The 18,115-nt window shown below is 55.8% G+C and carries 14 protein-coding genes; 3 read left to right on the top strand and 11 right to left on the bottom strand.

What is annotated here, in order from left to right:
- Positions 1-247: 247 nt before the first annotated feature.
- Positions 248-1,006: a sulfite exporter TauE/SafE family protein gene (locus AC0KVQ_RS15260; RefSeq protein WP_473422045.1), complete on the top strand. Its 759-nt coding sequence runs from the start codon at positions 248-250 to the stop codon at positions 1,004-1,006.
- A gap of 483 nt (positions 1,007-1,489) precedes the next feature.
- Here AC0KVQ_RS15260 and ppsR read toward each other — a convergent pair whose 3' ends face one another.
- The 4 genes from ppsR to AC0KVQ_RS15240 all read right to left on the bottom strand — a co-directional run bounded on the left by ppsR (position 1,490) and on the right by AC0KVQ_RS15240 (position 7,923).
- Positions 1,490-2,311, bottom strand: a complete 822-nt coding sequence (gene ppsR / locus AC0KVQ_RS15255; RefSeq protein ID WP_473422044.1) for a posphoenolpyruvate synthetase regulatory kinase/phosphorylase PpsR — start codon at positions 2,309-2,311, stop codon at positions 1,490-1,492.
- Between the two features lie 80 nt (positions 2,312-2,391).
- The gene (gene ppsA, locus AC0KVQ_RS15250) at positions 2,392-4,770 is read right to left on the bottom strand and encodes a phosphoenolpyruvate synthase (RefSeq protein ID WP_473422043.1); all 2,379 of its coding nucleotides are present in this window, start codon (positions 4,768-4,770) and stop codon (positions 2,392-2,394) included.
- A 429-nt stretch (positions 4,771-5,199) separates the two neighbouring features.
- On the bottom strand, positions 5,200-6,471 hold the full coding sequence (locus AC0KVQ_RS15245) for an MFS transporter (protein ID WP_473422042.1): 1,272 nt from the start codon (positions 6,469-6,471) through the stop codon (positions 5,200-5,202).
- 102 nt (positions 6,472-6,573) lie between these two features.
- Positions 6,574-7,923 (bottom strand): FAD-dependent oxidoreductase, encoded by a 1,350-nt coding sequence (locus AC0KVQ_RS15240; protein ID WP_473422041.1) that lies wholly within the window; start codon positions 7,921-7,923, stop codon positions 6,574-6,576.
- 105 nt (positions 7,924-8,028) lie between these two features.
- Between AC0KVQ_RS15240 and AC0KVQ_RS15235 the strand changes: the two genes are divergently transcribed.
- On the top strand, positions 8,029-8,916 hold the full coding sequence (locus AC0KVQ_RS15235; RefSeq protein WP_473422040.1) for a LysR family transcriptional regulator: 888 nt from the start codon (positions 8,029-8,031) through the stop codon (positions 8,914-8,916).
- A gap of 314 nt (positions 8,917-9,230) precedes the next feature.
- On the opposite strand, the gene AC0KVQ_RS15230 is transcribed toward AC0KVQ_RS15235, so the two are convergent.
- Positions 9,231-9,479 carry a metal-sensing transcriptional repressor gene (locus AC0KVQ_RS15230; protein WP_473422039.1) on the bottom strand — a complete coding sequence of 83 codons (249 nt, stop codon included), beginning with the start codon at positions 9,477-9,479 and terminating at the stop codon, positions 9,231-9,233.
- Between the two features lie 450 nt (positions 9,480-9,929).
- Entirely contained in the window at positions 9,930-10,598 is a 669-nt protein-coding gene (locus AC0KVQ_RS15225; protein WP_473422038.1) for a pyridoxamine 5'-phosphate oxidase family protein, read from the bottom strand.
- 91 nt (positions 10,599-10,689) lie between these two features.
- On the opposite strand from AC0KVQ_RS15225, the gene pdxR reads away from it, so the two are divergent.
- Entirely contained in the window at positions 10,690-12,159 is a 1,470-nt protein-coding gene (gene pdxR / locus AC0KVQ_RS15220; RefSeq protein ID WP_473422037.1) for a MocR-like pyridoxine biosynthesis transcription factor PdxR, read from the top strand.
- Positions 12,160-12,904: 745 nt separating this feature from the next.
- On the opposite strand, the gene AC0KVQ_RS15215 is transcribed toward pdxR, so the two are convergent.
- From AC0KVQ_RS15215 to AC0KVQ_RS15195, 5 genes are all read right to left on the bottom strand, one after another.
- Positions 12,905-14,095, bottom strand: coding sequence for an IS91 family transposase (locus AC0KVQ_RS15215; protein WP_473422036.1), 1,191 nt, complete (start codon positions 14,093-14,095; stop codon positions 12,905-12,907).
- 9 nt (positions 14,096-14,104) lie between these two features.
- The gene (locus tag AC0KVQ_RS15210) at positions 14,105-14,980 is read right to left on the bottom strand and encodes a tyrosine-type recombinase/integrase (protein WP_473422035.1); all 876 of its coding nucleotides are present in this window, start codon (positions 14,978-14,980) and stop codon (positions 14,105-14,107) included.
- A 540-nt stretch (positions 14,981-15,520) separates the two neighbouring features.
- Complete coding sequence (locus tag AC0KVQ_RS15205; protein WP_473422034.1) at positions 15,521-16,162, bottom strand: bifunctional 2-keto-4-hydroxyglutarate aldolase/2-keto-3-deoxy-6-phosphogluconate aldolase; 642 nt, start codon at positions 16,160-16,162, stop codon at positions 15,521-15,523.
- 3 nt (positions 16,163-16,165) lie between these two features.
- Positions 16,166-17,386 (bottom strand): acetylornithine transaminase, encoded by a 1,221-nt coding sequence (locus AC0KVQ_RS15200; RefSeq protein ID WP_473422033.1) that lies wholly within the window; start codon positions 17,384-17,386, stop codon positions 16,166-16,168.
- 4 nt (positions 17,387-17,390) lie between these two features.
- Entirely contained in the window at positions 17,391-18,014 is a 624-nt protein-coding gene (locus AC0KVQ_RS15195) for a bifunctional 4-hydroxy-2-oxoglutarate aldolase/2-dehydro-3-deoxy-phosphogluconate aldolase (protein WP_473422032.1), read from the bottom strand.
- Positions 18,015-18,115: the final 101 nt, after the last annotated feature.

Raw genomic sequence — 18,115 nt, 5'->3', positions numbered from 1 at the left:
CCATCGAGTTCGGCGAACGCATCGCCCAGCTTTAACCTGAAACCCGTTTACACAAAAATTCGGACACGCCCCGCCTTGGTGACTTTTTTACAGTTGGCATCACCCTTTTTGAAATCCAGACGTGGCAATTCTTTGGTAAAGAGGGCGTCCATATATACATGATTCCTGCGTGGTAACTGAGTCTGTGACGTCCTCAGCATGCACATAATGAGTCTGTGATATCGGGATTTTTATAAGGGTTTAACGAATGGAATTTGATACCGCCGGCTGGATCGTTGCAGTCCTTGCTGTATTGGTAACCGGGATATCGAAGTCTGGATTGGGTGGTGCGCTGGGTGGGTTAGCTGTACCGTTGATGGCCATCTGGATTTCCCCCCGCAATGCAGCAGCCGTAATGTTGCCAGTCCTAATCGTTACAGACTGGGCTGGTATCGGTGCCTGGCGCGGAAAGGCCAGTTGGAGCGATTTAAAGCTGATGTTGCCGGCCGCAATCGTAGGTATCGTCCTTGGCACTTTGGCCTTCGACATTATGTCCGATAATTTGGTGAAAATTGCGGTTGGATTGATAGCCGTATTTTTTGCTCTGGACCGCCTGCTTCGGCGAAATCGAAACCAATCCCATGGACTGGCACATGCCCCTAAGCCAATTTATGCCTGGCTGAGTGGAGCTGGATCTGGCTTTACAAGCACACTAGCCCATGCCGGAGGGCCGCCAGTCATGGCTTATCTGCTGAGTCGGCAACTTCCTCGGCAGAACTTCGTGGCTACCTCTGTATATTTTTTTACTGCCATCAACTTAGCGAAATTGCCCACGTACTTTGCGCTCGGCATCTTTACAAAGGCATCGTTGATTGCCTCCGCCATGCTATTGCCCGTGGTGCCTATAGGAGTGTGGCTCGGTCTGCGCATCCTGGCGAAAATTCCGGAAAGACCGTTTTATTGGTTCGCGACTGCAGCCTTGGGCCTGTCTGGTGCGAAGCTATTATTGGATGGACTTAATTTCTAGGAGGGACGCCGCCAACGTTCAAGCCTCATCGACTCTGAATGGCCGGTTTGGTCACAGTGGATTCATCCGGTAGCGGTGATAGCGGCCATAGGCGAATGACAGCAAACAGCTCCGCGAGTACGTCAGATCTGGCTGATTCGCGCGCATATGACGTCCGGCAGGTTTGTGAGCGGATCAGCCGTTAACAAAGCCTTGGTCAAATGACCGGTATCAGTTGGACCTGCCGCCGACAGCTAAAAATGTTCGGTGCTTGGGTCAACGTCGGCAATGGATCAACTTGCAGCCGTTCAAGTTTTCAGGTCGTACGGAAAGACCGTGCCCGTTACGGTCATTGGCTGTTTCAACAACTCAACGGCAGGTATCAGAGTGGAACGGTCTCTCGACAAGACCAATCAAGGGCAGCAGTTCAGTGCCGACATTCAACGGACAAGCAGTCTCTGTCGGGGATGTGCCTGCTAAGCTGCCACTGTCGCTAATTGAATCTCACGACAACATATGTCTTTTGAGTCCAAAGCGATGCAGGATGGTGGTTGCCAGTTCTTCTACCGACAAGGTCGTGGTGTTCAAATACTCAATCCCGCTCCGACGCATGATTTCTTCCGACTCCTCCACTTCATAACGACAGTTTTCCAGCGCGGCATAGCGACTGCCCAAGGCACGTTCGGTGCGAATCTGCGTCAGTCGTGCCGGGTCAATCGTCAGCCCGAATAGTTTATGACGCCACGGCGCCAGTACTTGCGGCAATTTTCCATCACCAAAATCATCGGGGGTCAGAGGGTAGTTGGCGGCCTTGATGCCAAATTGCAGTGCCAGATATAGGCAAGTCGGCGTTTTTCCCGAACGCGATACCCCAACCAGAATGATATCGGCATCGGCCATGTCGCGCGGACGGATGCCATCGTCATGCACCATGGTGTAGTTCACGGCCTCCATGCGTTGCATATACTCGGCAGCATTGGCGATGGTATGGGCAGCGCCCAGTTGGCGTGAGGCCGGTTGCTGTAAATCGGTTTCCAGTTCCCCGATAAAGGTGTGGAATAAATCCAGATGCAGCGCCTCGGGGACACGTTCCCGCAGACGCAGGGCCGGGTCGATCAAGGTGGTGATGACGATCGGTCGCGCCCCATCTTGCTGGGCTTGTTGACGGATGGTTTCTGCTGCCTCATCGGCTTTGTCGGGGGTGTTTACAAAAGGCAAGGTCACCTGTGTGAAGGTGGTACGCGGGAATTGCGTGAGCAGAGAATGGCCGAGCATTTCGGCAGTGATGCCGGTACTGTCAGAGACAAAAAAAACCGTGCGGGTCATGGGTCGGTCTTTCAAAACACATCAATGGAAAACCCGGGCCTGCAGCGCAGACCCGGGTGATAGTGGATTTGACCCAACTATTAATGGCTGGCCAGATAGCTAGAGGTCTCCATGACGGTATCGGGATTGAGCGAAATCGTTTCAATACCCTGTTCCATCAGCCATTGCGCCAAATCCGGGTGATCGGACGGGCCTTGGCCGCAGATGCCGACATACTTGCCCTGCTTGCGACAGGCTTCAATGGCCAGCGAAAGCATGGCCTTCACCGCGTCGTTGCGCTCATCGAACGAGGCGGCAATGGTGCCGCCCGAATCGCGGTCGATGCCCAAGGTGAGCTGCGTCATGTCGTTGGAGCCAATCGAGAAACCATCGAAATGTTCGAGGAAACGTTCAGCCAGTACGGCATTGGCCGGCAATTCGCACATCATGATCACGCGCAATCCATTCTCGCCGCGCTTCAGGCCGTTGCTGGCCAGCACATCGATTACCGCCTTGGCTTCGGTCACGGTGCGCACAAAAGGAATCATGATTTCGACATTGGTCAGCCCCATCTCGTCGCGCACTTTGCGTAGCGCCCGACATTCCAGCTCGAAACAGTCACTGAATGCGGCATCGATATAGCGCGCTGCGCCACGGAAACCCAGCATCGGGTTTTCTTCGTGCGGCTCGTATTCGTTGCCCCCTAGCAGATTGGCGTATTCGTTCGACTTAAAGTCGGACATGCGCACAATGACTTTCTTGGGCCAGAACGCAGCCGCCAGGGTGGCAATGCCTTCGGCCAATTTCTCGACATAGAAGTCAATTGCCGATGGGTACCCTGCAATCCGCTCAGCAATCTGCGGCTTGATGGCCTCCGGCACATTGGGCCAGGCCAGCAAGGCTTTGGGGTGGATGCCGATCATGCGGTTGATGATGAATTCGGTCCGTGCCAGACCCACGCCATGGTTGGGCAGCTGGCATAGTTCAAAAGCCAGTTCCGGATTGCCCACGTTCATCATCAGTTTCAGCGGCAATTCGGGCAGTTGTTGCCGAGCCTGATCCTGCGCTTCATATTTCAGCTCACCGGCATACACGCGCCCGGTTTCCCCTTCGGCACAAGACACCGTCACTAGATCACCGTCGTACAGCACCTTGGTCGCATTGCCACAGCCCACCACCGCGGGTACGCCCAGCTCACGGGCAATAATCGCGGCATGGCAAGTCCGTCCACCCCGGTTGGTAATGATCGCGGCAGCACGTTTCATCACCGGCTCCCAATCCGGATCGGTGATATCCGCCACCAGTACATCGCCCGGCTTCACTTTTTTCATATCATGCGCGGCGTTGACGATACGGACCCGGCCTACGCCAACTTTCTGGCCAATGGCACGCCCTTCGGTCAGCACTTCGCCGGTTTCCAGCATGCGGTAACGGCGCAGGCGGTCACTCTTGTTTTCTTGCGATTTAACGGTTTCCGGTCGCGCCTGCAGAATGTACAGCTGACCATCCTCGCCATCCTTGCCCCACTCGATATCCATCGGACAACCATAGTGGGCTTCGATGGTCACGGCATAGCGGGCCAATTCGCAGACTTCGGCATCGCTGAGCGAGAACTGCGTACACAGCTTGGACGGCGTATCGACGCTGATGACCGAGCGACCCGCCACCGGTTCATCATCGTAAATCATCCGAGTCAACTTGCTGCCCAACGTGCGGCGGATTACCGCGGGACGATTCGCTGCCAGCGTCGGTTTGTGCACATAAAACTCATCCGGATTCACCAGCCCCTGAACCACCGACTCACCCAGACCATACGACGAGGTTAGGAAGACCACCTGATCGAAACCGCTTTCGGTATCGATACTGAACATCACGCCTGCAGCCGCTAGATCGGAACGCACCATGCGCTGGATGGTGCAAGACAGCGCCACCAGCTTGTGGTCATAACCCTGATGCACGCGGTAGGCAATGGCGCGATCGGTATAGAGCGAAGCGTAGACCTTGCGAATCGCGTCCAGCACATTGGAACTGCCGCGAATATTGAGGTAAGTCTCCTGCTGACCCGCAAACGAGGCATCGGGCAAGTCTTCGGCGGTGGCCGATGAACGCACGGCCACCGTCACATCATGCCCCATGGCGACATAGCTCTCGACGATCGCTCGTTCCAGAACCTCGGGCAGTGGCGTGAGCATGATCCAGTCACGAATCTGGCGCCCTGCCTCGGTTAAGGCATGAATGTCATCAACATCCAGCTCCCCCAGCAAAGCATCAATGCGCTCGGCCAAGTCCATATGCGACAGAAACAGATGCCAGGCATCCGCCGTGGTGGCAAAGCCACCGGGAACTCGCACGCCTTTGGCTGAAAGTTGCGAGATCAGCTCGCCCAGCGAGGCGTTCTTGCCACCTACCAGCTGAACATCGGTCATGCGCAATTGGGATAAATCAATTACCAGCGGGCCAGATACGGGTGATGCTTTCATGAAACACAGCTCCTTCGTGAAGTGGTTTATTGCACCGCACAAATATATTTGAAGAAATTCGTGCAAACAACCCAAAATGTAGTCACTTGTGAATAACTACACTTCTAGCTTCTAATCAGTATTCATTCAGGCGTAAGCGGAGTTTTTAGGATAGTGTTGCTAGCCGAATCAGAGCGTGACGAGCTGGCGCATTAGAACAATGAGGGCACCTACCAAAGTGAGATGTGTTGTGGAAGCACGTCCATTCAAACCTCGATTGCCAGAAAGAAACCTTGGAAGGAAAAAATTGACCGCTTGAATTTGATCTGACAGCTGCACGCTATCAAAACGTGAGCTGTCAGATCGGGCCTGAACTTCTACAAATAAGCCATCAATTGAAATTTAATTTCAATGGTTACGTTGCGCACTGACATCACTCTGCCGATATCTTCAAATTACCCTCCCCTCTGGCAGGGCTGCTGCCTCAGCTGTGGTAATTGATGTCTTATCCTTGACCAGTAGAATGGCGAGCGCACCAAGTACTGGTCCGACTGCCAGAGTCCCGAAGGCATATACATAGCTGCCGGTTACATCGAGTACTGCACCTACGGCCAGCGGGGAAATTAGAGATCCAATTTGCCACATCGTGTTAGCAAAGCCAGTCGCTGTGCCGATCAGGTGTGGAGGAACAACCTCTCCAATAACGATGTTGATAACGGGACTCCAAACAAAAGCACAGATACCCAGAAGCGGAATCAGGACATACAACATATTGACGTTGTGATTTAATCCGAAGAGAACAAGCAGCGGTCCAAAGCCGATGAGCATAAAGAAATGCAATAAACGGTTTTTTCCCACAAAATAATCGGATAGAAATCCTGCGATAGGCTTAACGGTAAATGCGGCAAGGCCATACAGGGACATGATGGCCCCCGCCTCGACTAGCGTCAGGCTAAGTTCCTTGTTCATGTACGTATTGGCCCAAGACGCAACGCCCCACGTCGCCCACATACCGCCAAAACCGGACAATCCAACTATGAGCAGATTCTTGTTCCTCATCAGGCTCAAGATGTCTTTCCAAAATGTTGATGTTCTGTCCGTCGGTTTGGCATTTCTGTCCACAGATTTGGTATCGACATCCTTTTCCCGATCAAAGAGCATGAAATACGCCAGAATCAAGGCACCTACTGTAATTCCACCAGCTACAAAAAATGAAACACGCCAGGAATAAACCTTGGCAACGGTCGGAACAAGGATGTTGACCACGGCCACACCGAGAGAGGAGGCCGTCATGAATAATCCCATCGCGGTGCCACGACCTTTGGGCGGAAACCAGTCGAAGATGGCGCGTACAGAGGCCGAGAAAATCGCCCCGGAACCCAGGCCGGCCAACAACCTAAACACCAGACCGCTCTCATACGTTGAGGTCAATCCCATCAACGCGGTAAATATGCCCATGAAACAGAATGAGCCAAGCAATACTTTTCGATATCCAAATCGGTCAGTCAGCAAACCACCAGGCAATTGTGTTAGCACGTAACCGGTATAGAAGGCTGTCATGTAACTGCCCCCCTGTTTCGCCGATAGAGCTAGCTCCTTCATCGCCAAAGGCATGATCGGCGGCCACGTCAGGCGATCAACAAACGACAAAATGAATGCCAACCACACAATAAAGAGCACGGATAAGTGCTTACCGGAAATTTCCACTCCACCAATCTTCATGATCTAACCCTCCTCAAATTTCTATTACGAAAGCACTACAGCCAAACTCAGCTTCGCCATGTTTCGTACTTATAAATACAAAAAACAGGGTGTTGTACGCTCCTACAAGTCCTTCCCAAGGTAGGCACCAGCCTGTTCCAACGCGTGCTGAAGCACCCCCACATCCAGAGCACGTGGAATCGTCCGGTTTCTGAGTGACAAAGCAGCTGCCGTGCCGGCAGCCTGTCCCATAACGAAACATGCTCCCGAGACCCGTGCCGCTGATTGCCCCATATGCGTCATCGATGCACAGCGTCCAGCTACCAGCAAGTTGTCTATGCTTTTGGCAACGATCATTCGATAAGGCAGATGGTTGAAACCCCGGCAGCGAGGAATGTCTTGCCATTTGAAGATGATGTCTCCTGCGGCATGCGCCTCAATCATCCAGCCATTCACTCCAATAGTGTCGTCAAAGCTAGCGCAGTCGAGCACGTCCGACTCCGTCAACTGATATTCACCGAGCACGCGGCGGGTTTCCCGCACGCCAACTTGAGGAGCGATCTCATGGATGTAGGAGTTCTCGAAGCCTGGTGCCGATTCGCGCAAAAACTGGAAGAAATCTACAATCTGACGACGCCCCTCAATCTCGGCCCTGCTCAGCTGTTCAGCATTAGTGCAGTCGACTGGCGAACCGTCGGGATTGGAAAGCTGGGTGACATTGGCGCGCCACTCCAACGGATTTTTCTGTGGCCGGATAATTGGGGTCTTGCGAGGGAAAACGCGTCCTTTTTTTTCCGCCTCCTCCATCCAACGACCAAAGTGGTTCCATGCATCGCCTGCACGCTCGGCGTCTACCCCATTAACGCGGAACATTGTCGACGGATAGAGCATGCTTTCACTATCCGTCCCTTTCTCAAACGCGGCTCCCGCGTGAGCGGCCAGATCTCCATCTCCAGAACAATCGATGAAAATCCGGCCCCGAATCGCTCGTCGACCGGATTTTGTTTCGATGAATATGGCTTCTATTTCACGTGCCGAACGCATTGAAACCCCAGTAGCCGTAGCATGGAAAAGCAGCTTTGCGCCACTGTCTACCACTATGCTATCGGCGGCCACCTTGAGTGCCGCGTTGTCGTATGCTTGCGCAGCGATCTTGTTGCCAAAGATTTTGTGCGGCTCGTTCAATCCACTAAGACTGCGCAAACGTTCAAGCAACTGATCAGCAACGCCATGCACCACCTGACGTATCTCGCCATACACATTGGCATGCAAACCACAAAAATTGGTCACACCGGCGGCGGTACCCATACCGCCGAGAAAACCATAATGCTCCACCAGTAAAGTAGTACTGCCGGCTTGTGCCGCCGCCACTGCGGCGGCGATTCCAGCAGGTCCGCCGCCAAGCACGACAACATCGAACTCGCCAAATACAGCAGTCTCGCGAGCAGGTTCATGAAGGGTAATGCTGTTCATTTTCAGGCTCCTATCCTTGCTATTAAAGATTTGCAATGAGAATAGGATTGGGGCACTATCGCGTCAATCGCTTAACCACCATAACCACAATCAACATTTGATATAATGGATCTAAAACTACTAATGATTTTCGACGAGGTCTACAAAACGCGTAGCACATCACGCGCGAGCGAGAACTTGGGAATACCTCAGTCATCCGTCAGCGTTGGGTTAGCTCGGCTGCGCCGATACTATAGCGATCCGCTGTTTGTCCGTACCGCCGAAGGCATGCTGCCAACCCCCTACGCCACAGAACTACGTCGCCCTCTGCACGAAGCACTTGAATTGCTGCAAAAGACAACGCAGCAGCGTGCAAGCTTTATCCCGGAAAATTCGAAGCGAAGCTTCCACGTCTGTATGACTGATATCAGTCATCTCGTACTACTGCCGAAACTGGTCAACCGGCTGAGTGAGATAGCCCCTGGTATTTGTCTTGAAATTACCTATATTTCTGGAAAAACTGCGGGAATGCTTGCGTCGGGTGACGCGGATTTAGCGGTGGGTTATATGCCCGAACTCAATGCTGGCTTTTATCAACAAAAGTTGTTCGAGCAGAGTTTTACCTGCGTGGTGCGTCAAAACCATCCTCGGGTGCAGGAGCAACTTTCCCTGACTCAGTTCAAACGAGAACGCCACGCCGTGATAATAGCTGCTGGAACGGGGCACGAACTAGTTGAACGCACGCTTGAGCATCTCGGCGTAGAACGCCAGATTGCATTGGTGCTGCCCAATTTCCTTGGTATCGGTGGCCTGGTGGCATCAACGGATCTGATGGTCACCGTTCCGCAACGCGTTGCTGAGACATTGATGCGAATCGCCAACGTTAAGCAGCTTCTTCCACCTGTCGATCTGCCAAAATTTTCTATCAAGCAGCATTGGCATGAACGTTTCCACCACGACCCTCCCAATCAATGGTTGAGGTCGGTGATTTCCGAACTATTCCTTGAGTTCTAAGAACCGCGCAAGAGGCAGGATTTTTGAGGACTTCGTCAGTGTCTCTGAGTCTTAAGGACCAAAGGAGTAACCAGCCAAGTACGCTGAGGCATCAACAACGCAAAGGCAAATGAAGGGGTACGATGCAGAAATCGTAGATCACTACACAGATACGTATGTGAGTTGATCTTGAAGATTGAGCTATTCACCTGATAACTCAATTGGGGCCGCCAGTCATTTGTATGGGCGGCCACTACGTGAATCTATCTTGGCAAAATCCGAATTCGACCAACTGCTGACCACCATGTGCTGATCAAATTAGGCCATCAGAACGCTTACTGATCTTGTGAAATGTCGTCTGCACTTTGAGCATCTTCACGGACCATGAGTTCAAGACAATGGTCGATGTGGTCATGCACCAACTCTCTATTGGCATTGCGCACCGCGCTTTCAACGGCTTGTAGCTGCTGGGTAATATCCAAGAAACCGCACCCTTTTTCCATCATGGTGATAATACTTTTGAGATCGCCTTCGGCTCTTTTGAGGAGATTGATAATGTCGGGATATGAAGAGTGTGTGATCATGGTTTCTACCTTATCCAGAGAGAATGGGCAGTATAGGCTATCCGGCAGGTATCGGAGCGAACCTGCCACTTGAACGACAGTTATGCCAAATTGATGACAGGCTGGTTATGGCCGGGTCCCGAAATGCCGGCGCGAACATCCAATGACCGGACTTGGAAACATTGCAGCCACACAAGCCAGCTCCCTGACTCAGAAACCTGAATGGCCGCTTTTAACTATTCTGGTCAAAATGGTGAACGGCCGCTTCTGTTTCTTACAATGGCTGGTTAGGGCACGGAGCACACAGTGAGGAATGGCCGCTTCCAGGAAACGGAATTTCACTGGCCGCTTTCCGGCAATGAATTTGAAGAGAGGACGGTCGCGTCCGTGCCCTAAGCGGAAATAGCCGACCATGGAAAGCGGACGGTTAGGAAAGTTTGAGTTCGCCAGCCTTCTTTTGGAGCAAATGTTTCAGGCCGTCCCCAAATCGCTGTCGCTTGCCGTGCTGTAACGTGTGGCGGGCACGGTACTTCCCAAGCTGTCGTTCTCCCGGTTTGGCATCCCAACCACCGTGTTGAGCGGGATAACGCCAGCCCAGACTGGCCAGTCCAGATCCTCGTCGTCGTCCTTGACTCCGGCGTTGCGCACCTTGGCTGAGGCCTCGGCAAGCGGAATGCGCAGCACACTGGTGGCATTCAGCTCCTTGTCGTTAATCGGCCGCAGGGTATCCCAGCGGCCGGGATAGAGTCCTTCGATGAGGGCCCGCAGGCTGAACTCTTTCTCGGCTAGGTCGGTCACCAGTTCGAATTGACCATAGACCACCACCGAGCGGTAATTCATTGAGTGGTGCATGGCTGAGCGGGCCAGCACCAGGCCATCGACCAGCGCGATCGTCAGGCAGGCCTCAACCTCTGTCAGGGCCTTGAGCATGCGCGATGCCTTGGCACCGTGGATGTACAGAAACTCGCCATCGCGCCAGTGGATGGTAGGGATGGCGTGTACCGCGCCGTCGATCTGAAAGGCAACGCTGCAGATGACCGCGGCGTCGACGATGGCGTTGATCGCCTCGGACTCGTAGTGGGCGCGTTCCGGCTTGCGGCGAACGCGGGTGCGGGAAGTGGGTGCGGTGGTAAGGGGCATGACGACTGGGCTCCGGTAGGTTTCGATGGCCCCACTTTATGGTGCTCATGGTACCTTTCGTAGTACCACGAAACGGATATTTGATGGAGCCATGATGGAGTTGGACTGGTTGCTCGCCCCACCTTTGCCGGAAACCATGCCGCGACAGCGCGTGCTCTACCATCGTTTGCGCGAAGCCATCCTGTCCGGCCGCCTGGCACCCGGTACGCCCCTTCCGGCCAGTCGCGGGCTGGCGGTGTCGCTGAAGATCGCCCGCAACACCGTGTTGTTCGCCTATGAGCAATTGGTCGCTGAAGGTTGCCTGGTGGCGGATCGCCAGGGAACACGCGTGGCGCAGCTTGTCGCGCAGCCAATAGCGCCATCACGCCACGGCGATATGCCTGCCACCCTGTTGCACCTCTCCAACCGAGCCGCTGAAGCCTTGCAGCCCGAGCCGGCGCGCGAGGCTTCAGCGCTGCCGTTTGCTCCAGGTACGCCGGACTACGGCGCTTTCCCCTTCCGCAGCTGGCGCGCCTGTCTGGAACGCGCCTGGCGCGATGCTGGCTGGCGCCAACTCGGCTATGCCGCGCACGGCGGCGACTCGGCGCTGCGCGAAGCGCTGGCTGGCCATCTCACTACCGTTCGCGGCCTGCCGGTAGATGCCGGACAAATTGTCATCACGAGCGGGGCGCAGGCAGCGCTGGACCTCTGCGCCCGACTGCTCAGCGATCACGGTGACACCGTCTGGGCAGAAAACCCCGGCTATCTCGCCGCCCGCGTCGCCTTCGGCCTGGCTGGGCTGCGAGTACATGACGTGCCCGTCGATGGTGAGGGCCTGGCCCCGAGCGAAGGTGATTGGAACGGGCATCCACCGCGCCTGATCATGATCACGCCGTCGCACCAGTACCCGACCGGCCGTGTCATGTCCCTGCCGCGGCGCCTAGCGCTGATCGAGCGCGCCCGCCATTCTGGCGCATGGATCATTGAGGACGACTACGACAGCGAATTCCGCCGCGCTGGCCCGGCACCGCCTGCGCTGTTCGGCCTGCAGCCTGACTCCCCGGTCATCTACGTAGGCACTTTCAGCAAAACCCTCTATCCGGGCCTGCGCCTTGGCTATCTAGTGCTGCCCCACGCCATCGCCGCCGACTTCGCCCGCGCCACTACCCAGGCCACTCGGGCTGGGCAGGGAATAGAACAGCGCGCACTGGCCGACTTTATCCAGCGTGGCCACTACACCACTCATTTGCGCCGCATGCGTGCCCGCTACGCTGCACGACAGGTTGCACTGCGTTCGGCCTTGAAAGAAGCATTCGGGCCATCCGTGGAACTATCGGGTGGCGAAGCCGGACTGCACCTGGTGATGTGGTTACCGGACGGGATATGCGATATGGAAGTTGCAAAATGCGCGGTAGAGATGGGGCTAGGGGTGCGGGCGCTGGAAAGCTATACCCGAGCGCCGATGATCTGCAACGGACTTGTTTTAGGCTACGGGAATTTGGAGGAAGGGATGCTTGCCGAAGCAGTGCGACGATTGGTCGTAGCAGTTCGATCGCAAGCCACCCATCGGCGTGAAGTTTGATCCTCCACGGAAAAGTCGGGCGAGATTTCTCTTGCTCAATACGGTATGGACCAATGGCTGCTATGGAGGACAAACTTGAACGGTGGTTCATGGCCGAATCAAGGCAGAGTAGATGCAAATTTGTTAGCCGAATACCGGTCATTCAACTGGGTCAGAGAACACCTCAACTGTTGAAATTGGAAGTCGACCTCGACCGGCCGGTCATGGCCGACACCTGCAGTTCAAGCGGAGTGGTGCGAAAGGCAGCAATGGCCGATAAGCTCGAATTGGCCATCCGGCAGGTTTGTGATGCGGACCGGCCATTGGCATTGCCTTGGTCAAATGTCCGGAATCAGTTTGGACCTGCCGCCGACAGCGAAAAATGTTCGGTGCGTGGGTCAACGTCGGTTAAGGGTTGTCTGATGCCTGCCCTCAAGGCAGCAGGCCGAGAATAGGCCACGGCCGTGACTGGGCGGGCGTCGGACAAGCCTCCAGGGAGGAAACCGCGGGAAGTATCGATGCGGTCAGAGATGTTGCACTGCTATGGCGATTTGAATGTTCGCACTGCCCTGGGGTGAAGGCTGCATGCTTGCCAGCCAAGCCGCGAGAGTACTTGAACGGTACAAACCATCGTGATTGACGCTGAGTGTTTGCGAGCTACTGCGGTAAAAATCATACGTCCCGCCTGTCCGAGCCAAGACTGTCCAAGTCGGCGCAAAATGATCCTGAACCGACAGATTGTTGGAATACCCCCAAACGACTGAATTCATGACCAGCCTCCAGATGGTGGTGCGCGGATAACACCACCCCGACCGAAGGTGTCGATGATCTGCATCGCTGCCCCGCAATGCGGGCAGACGAAGGTGGGTGCCATCAACGGCACAATGACCGGTTCAACTTCCTTGGGTTCTGCGGCCATCACCAGCGCCGTGCATAACAATTCGCGCGCCCGCGCGAGATGCTCCCGGCGTCCGGCATTGGCAATCAGCCCATAGTGGCGAATACGATGGAAGCCGCTTGGCAATACATGTAACAAGAAGCGGCGCATGAACTCATCCGCATCGAGCGTCATGGTCTTGTGACGCGTCCGCCCCGTGGCGCGGTAATCCTTCCAGCGGAAGGTAACCCCGCGCTCGTCCAACGCTATGAGCCGCTGGTTGGAAATGGCCACCCGGTGGGTATAGCGCGACAGATAGGCCAGCACCGCTGCCGGCCCGGCAAACGGGCGCTTGGCATAGACTACCCACTCGTCCTTGCGTAGCGGCGCAAGCCATTGGGCAAAACCCATCGGCTCTGCCAATCCGACATGGTCACCAAAGAATTGCAATTGCCCGGCAGCATGCGCCTTGCTGAGTTCCTCAAGGAAGCGCCGCCGGAACAGTCGGGAGAGCACCCGTACCGGCAAGAAGAAACCCGGCTTGCAGGCAATCCAGCGTGTACCGTCCAGCGACAGTCCGCCACCGGGAACGATGCCATGCACATGGGGATGATGCGTGAGCGCCGATCCCCAGGTATGCAGAACCAACGTGGCCCCGATTTGCGCCCCCAGGTGTTTCGGATCGGCAGCAATGGTGCGCAGGGTTTCAGCGGCGACATCGAACAGCAGGCGATAGATCACGGCCTTGTTGGTGTAGGCGATGGCACTGATCGGTGCCGGCAGGGTAAAGACCACATGGTAATACTCGACCGGGAGCAGATCGGCCTGGCGGGCTTCGAGCCAGCGGCGGGCGGCACTGGCCTGGCACTTCGGGCAGTGGCGGTTACGGCAGGAGTTATAGGCAATCTCGTCGAACTCACAGGACTGACAGTGCAGCACATGTCCCCCCAGCGCCGCGCTGCGGCACTGTTCGATGGCCGACATGACCTTGAGTTGGCCCAGACTCAAGTGCGTGGTTTGCCGCCAAGCCGGTCCATAGGCGCGGAAGATGTCCGCGACCTCGAGGGTTGCGCGTGCCATGGCGCTGGACTACATCGGGTGCAACGTTTCCAACGGACTGATCACCTCGCGCAGGAGGTCGGTGGCAACCTGGGCATACAGCGCGGTGGTCTCGAGCTTCTTGTGCCCGAGTAAGACCTGGATCACGCGGATGTCGACCTTTTGCTCCAGCAGGTGGGTGGCAAACGAATGCCGCAAGGTGTGCATCGAAACCCGCTTGTCGATCTGCGCGGCCTCGGCGGCGGCGTGGATAGCCCGGTTGAGTTGACGTGTGCTAAGCGGCTCGACCGGATTCAGTCCAGGAAACAGCCAGCCGCCATTGAGCATCTTGCCTTGGGCGCGGGCCACCCGCCACCAGACGCGCAGCCGCTCGAGCAGTATCGGTGAGAGCATGGCATAGCGATCCTTGTGGCCCTTGCCCTGTTCGATACGCAAGGTCATGCGCTGACTGTCGACATCCCCCACCTTCAGTGCCACGACCTCGCTGACGCGCAATCCTGCACCATAGGCCACGGAGAGTGCGGTTTGATGTTTCAGGTTGCCGGTGGCGGCAATCAAGCGGGCGACTTCTTCTTTGCTCAATACCACTGGCAAGATACGGGGAAGATGCACCGGTTGCATCTTGGCCATCAGTTCGGCATGGTCGAGCGTCACGTCGAAGAAGAACTTCAGACCGGTGATCGCTGCATTGAGCGAGACCGGCGAAATGCCGTGGTCGATGAGGTGTAGCTGATAATTGCGCAGGTCTTCAACGGTGGCGGTATCCGGCGAACGACCGAGATAGCGGGCAAATTGCCGAACGGCACGGATATAGTTCGCCTGGGTCTTGGGTGAAAGTTTGCGCATGCGCATGTCGTCGATCATGCGTTGGCGCAGCGGACTGATGGTTGGTGTCGAAGATGTCATGGCTCTGCTCCTGTCGAGAACGAGGCGAATTGCCTCAGTTCTCAACGTAGGAAGCAGCGCTATCTATCAGGGATCACAGCGGCTGATCGGAGCCACCCTACCGCGCGAGCGGTTTAGTCCCAGGCAATGGATCAACTTGCTGCCGTTCAGGTTTTCAGGCCGTACGGAAAGTCCGTGCCCAAACCCGCCATTGTCAGAAACGGAAGCGGCCGTTCACTATTTTGACCAGAATAGTAAAAAGCGGCCATTCAGGTTTCGGGACTAGACTCTCTGTTTGAATGGCAGCAATCCAATTTGATACCGGACATTTGATAAAGGCAATGTCAATGGCCGGTCCACTCACAAACCCGACGGACGGCATATGCTCGCGAATCAGCCTGACCTGACGTACTCGCGGACCTGTTTGCGGTCATTCGCCAATGGCTGCTATCACCGCTACCGGATGAATCATCTGTGCCCATCGCAGTCTTTCGTAATGGCTAGTTATTGATTGAGTTCCGGGTCAGATCATTCATCTTGGCCTCGAAAATCAAAGGAAACTCAGCGCACCGGAATTTTGATGGTCTCGGCAACAAAAGCTCGTGCATTAGCCGTGACCGCAGCAAAGTCACCCCGTTTGCCTGGCGCGGTGATACTTCCCCCGATACTGACCATGACTGCGCCACTGGCGAACCAGCTGGCCAGGTTATCCAGGGTTACGCCGCCGCTGGGCATCAGCGGCGCTTGCGGTAGCGGCGCGCTGATTGCTTTGAAATAGGCCGGACCATAGGCGTCGCTGGGAAATATCTTGATGATATCCGCACCCGCTTCTAGCGCTTGTACGGCCTCCGTGGCGCTTGCCACGCCCGGCATGGATACCACCTGGTAGCGATTGCACAGACGAATGACATCTGCATTCAAACTAGGTGCCAGGATGAATTGCGCACCGGCGAGAATGGCCAGGCGTGCGGTTTCGGTATCCAGCACCGTACCAGCACCGATCAGAATGCGATTGCCAAACCGCTCAGTCAGTGTCTTGATGACTTCCAGTGTGCCGGGCGTGGTAAACGAAATTTCCAGGCTGGTCATTCCGCCTTCGATACAGGCTTCTGCAAGCTTGAGCGCATCTGCTTGATTGTCCGCTCGAATAATACCGATCAGGCGGCTGGCCAGCAGGTGTTGCAGGATTCTGAATTTTTTCATGGGTCACCTTCCTTGCGTGGTTTCGGGTAGTACGGTGGGATAAAACTGGCTGAGCAACAGCTGCAACAAACTCAGCACTTGCCGGATTTCAACCTCAGTGATGTTCAATGCGGGCATGAAACGCAAAAGATTGGGGCGTGGGGAATTGAGGATCAGACCAAAAGGTTCCAAGGAGCGGGCCGCCTCGACCAGTTTGGGACCTTGTTCATCCGGCAAGATCAAGGCGCGCAGCAAACCCAGACCGCGTTCACCGCATAACGAAAATGCATCGGAAAGCTGGCGCAGCCCCTGGCTGAGCTGATCGCCTCGGCTGCGCACATTGGCCAGGAAATGGGGCTTAGCGATGGCATTCACCACAGCCAACCCCACCGCTGCCATCAACGGATTGCCGGTATAGGTGCCGCCCTGGTCGCCAGCCTCGAAACAACAGGCAGATTCCCGAGCCAGCAGGGCTGCCAGTGGTACGCCGCCGCCCATGCCTTTGGCCAGTGTCATGATGTCCGGCAGAATCCCCGCTTGCTGAAAAGCAAACATGCTGCCGCAACGACCGATACCCGTTTGCACTTCATCCACTATCAGCAACAGCCCGTGATATTCGGTGATGATGCGCAATTCACGTAAAAACTCCGGTGTTGCTGCAATCACGCCAGCTTCGCCCTGTACCGGCTCAAGCATGACAGCAACGGTATTGGGCGTGATCAGGGCCTGAACCGAATTGATATCGTTGAGCCGGGCCTTGGGAAAACCCGCCACCTGCGGGGCAAACATCTGATCCCAGCCTGGTTTGCCGGACGCCGACATGGTGGCGAGGGTGCGGCCATGAAAGGCCTGGTCGAACGTAATGATTTCATACGCGCCGCCCCGGTTTTTCCGGCCCCATTTGCGTGCCAGCTTGATGGCACCTTCATTGGCTTCGGCACCGCTGGTACAAAGGAAAGTGCGAGTCAACCCACTGAGTTCGGCCAGTCGGCTGGCAATTTGCATGGCCGGTTCATTATGAAATGCCGGACTCGGGCTGATCAGCCTGGCAGATTGATCCCTCAGCGCTTGCTGGATTTCAGGCGGGCAGTGCCCAAGGCTGTTCACGGCCCAGCCTTGCATGATGTCCAGATAACGTTTGCCTGCACGATCCTGTAGCCAGGAACCCTGCCCCGAGGTGAATACGATGTCGGGTTTCGGGGTGACCCACATCAGATGCCGTGCACCATTTCCGTAATGCATCATGGCATCAGCTCCGCAATGCTGCGGCTGCTTGGGCCAATTGCCGGATTGCCTCCCAGTTGCCTGTTGCTTGTGCTTGCTGGGGGGTAAGCCAGGAGCCGCCGACACACGCCACATTGGGCAGCGCGAGTAATTCTGGTGCGGATTCCTGCGTAATGCCGCCACTGGGGCAAAACACCAGTTGTGGCAGTGGCCCCGCCAATGCCTTGAGCATGCCCGCACCGCCAGCTTGTTTGGCCGGGTAGAGTTTCAGCGCATCGTATCCCTGTGCCATGGCAACCATGGCCTCAGAAGGGGTGAATACGCCGGGCAGGTACGGCATGCCCAGCCAGTTTGCGGCCTGCCCCAGCTCGGGCGTAAATCCGGGCGATACGGCAAAACGTGCGCCGGCATCACGCGCTTGCGTGAACTGCTCAGGCCTTACCACTGTCCCCACCCCGACTATGGCTTCCGGTACTTGATCGGCAATGGCACGAACGGCATCCAGCGCCACGGGCGTGCGCAAGGTGACTTCCAGCACGCGAATCCCCCCCGCACACAAGGCTTTTGCCAACGGCACAGCGTATTCCAACTTCTCAATAACGAGGACCGGCATCACCGGGCTGGCAAACATGATTTCCCGCATGTTCATGGCATATTCCTTGGTGTGTGATGAAAAAACTTGGCCAGAAATGACCGCTTTTTTCAGTTAATCACGCCGGAATAGTGGGGTAACAGAATCAGAATGGGGTT

It is taken from the genome of Formivibrio sp. oc-25 (assembly GCF_055810895.1).
This window is presented reverse-complemented; position numbering and strand designations above follow the sequence as displayed.

Coding starts and splice junctions, on each gene's coding strand:
- ppsA (WP_473422043.1), bottom strand. CDS start 4,770: ATGAAAGCATCACCCGTATCTGGCCCGCTGGTAATTGATTTATCCCAA.
- AC0KVQ_RS15200 (WP_473422033.1), bottom strand. CDS start 17,386: ATGATGCATTACGGAAATGGTGCACGGCATCTGATGTGGGTCACCCCG.
- AC0KVQ_RS15235 (WP_473422040.1), top strand. CDS start 8,029: ATGGATCTAAAACTACTAATGATTTTCGACGAGGTCTACAAAACGCGT.
- AC0KVQ_RS15240 (WP_473422041.1), bottom strand. CDS start 7,923: ATGAACAGCATTACCCTTCATGAACCTGCTCGCGAGACTGCTGTATTT.
- AC0KVQ_RS15230 (WP_473422039.1), bottom strand. CDS start 9,479: ATGATCACACACTCTTCATATCCCGACATTATCAATCTCCTCAAAAGA.
- AC0KVQ_RS15260 (WP_473422045.1), top strand. CDS start 248: ATGGAATTTGATACCGCCGGCTGGATCGTTGCAGTCCTTGCTGTATTG.
- AC0KVQ_RS15205 (WP_473422034.1), bottom strand. CDS start 16,162: ATGAAAAAATTCAGAATCCTGCAACACCTGCTGGCCAGCCGCCTGATC.
- AC0KVQ_RS15210 (WP_473422035.1), bottom strand. CDS start 14,980: ATGACATCTTCGACACCAACCATCAGTCCGCTGCGCCAACGCATGATC.
- AC0KVQ_RS15245 (WP_473422042.1), bottom strand. CDS start 6,471: ATGAAGATTGGTGGAGTGGAAATTTCCGGTAAGCACTTATCCGTGCTC.
- ppsR (WP_473422044.1), bottom strand. CDS start 2,311: ATGACCCGCACGGTTTTTTTTGTCTCTGACAGTACCGGCATCACTGCC.
- pdxR (WP_473422037.1), top strand. CDS start 10,690: ATGATGGAGTTGGACTGGTTGCTCGCCCCACCTTTGCCGGAAACCATG.
- AC0KVQ_RS15215 (WP_473422036.1), bottom strand. CDS start 14,095: ATGGCACGCGCAACCCTCGAGGTCGCGGACATCTTCCGCGCCTATGGA.
- AC0KVQ_RS15195 (WP_473422032.1), bottom strand. CDS start 18,014: ATGAACATGCGGGAAATCATGTTTGCCAGCCCGGTGATGCCGGTCCTC.
- AC0KVQ_RS15225 (WP_473422038.1), bottom strand. CDS start 10,598: ATGCCCCTTACCACCGCACCCACTTCCCGCACCCGCGTTCGCCGCAAG.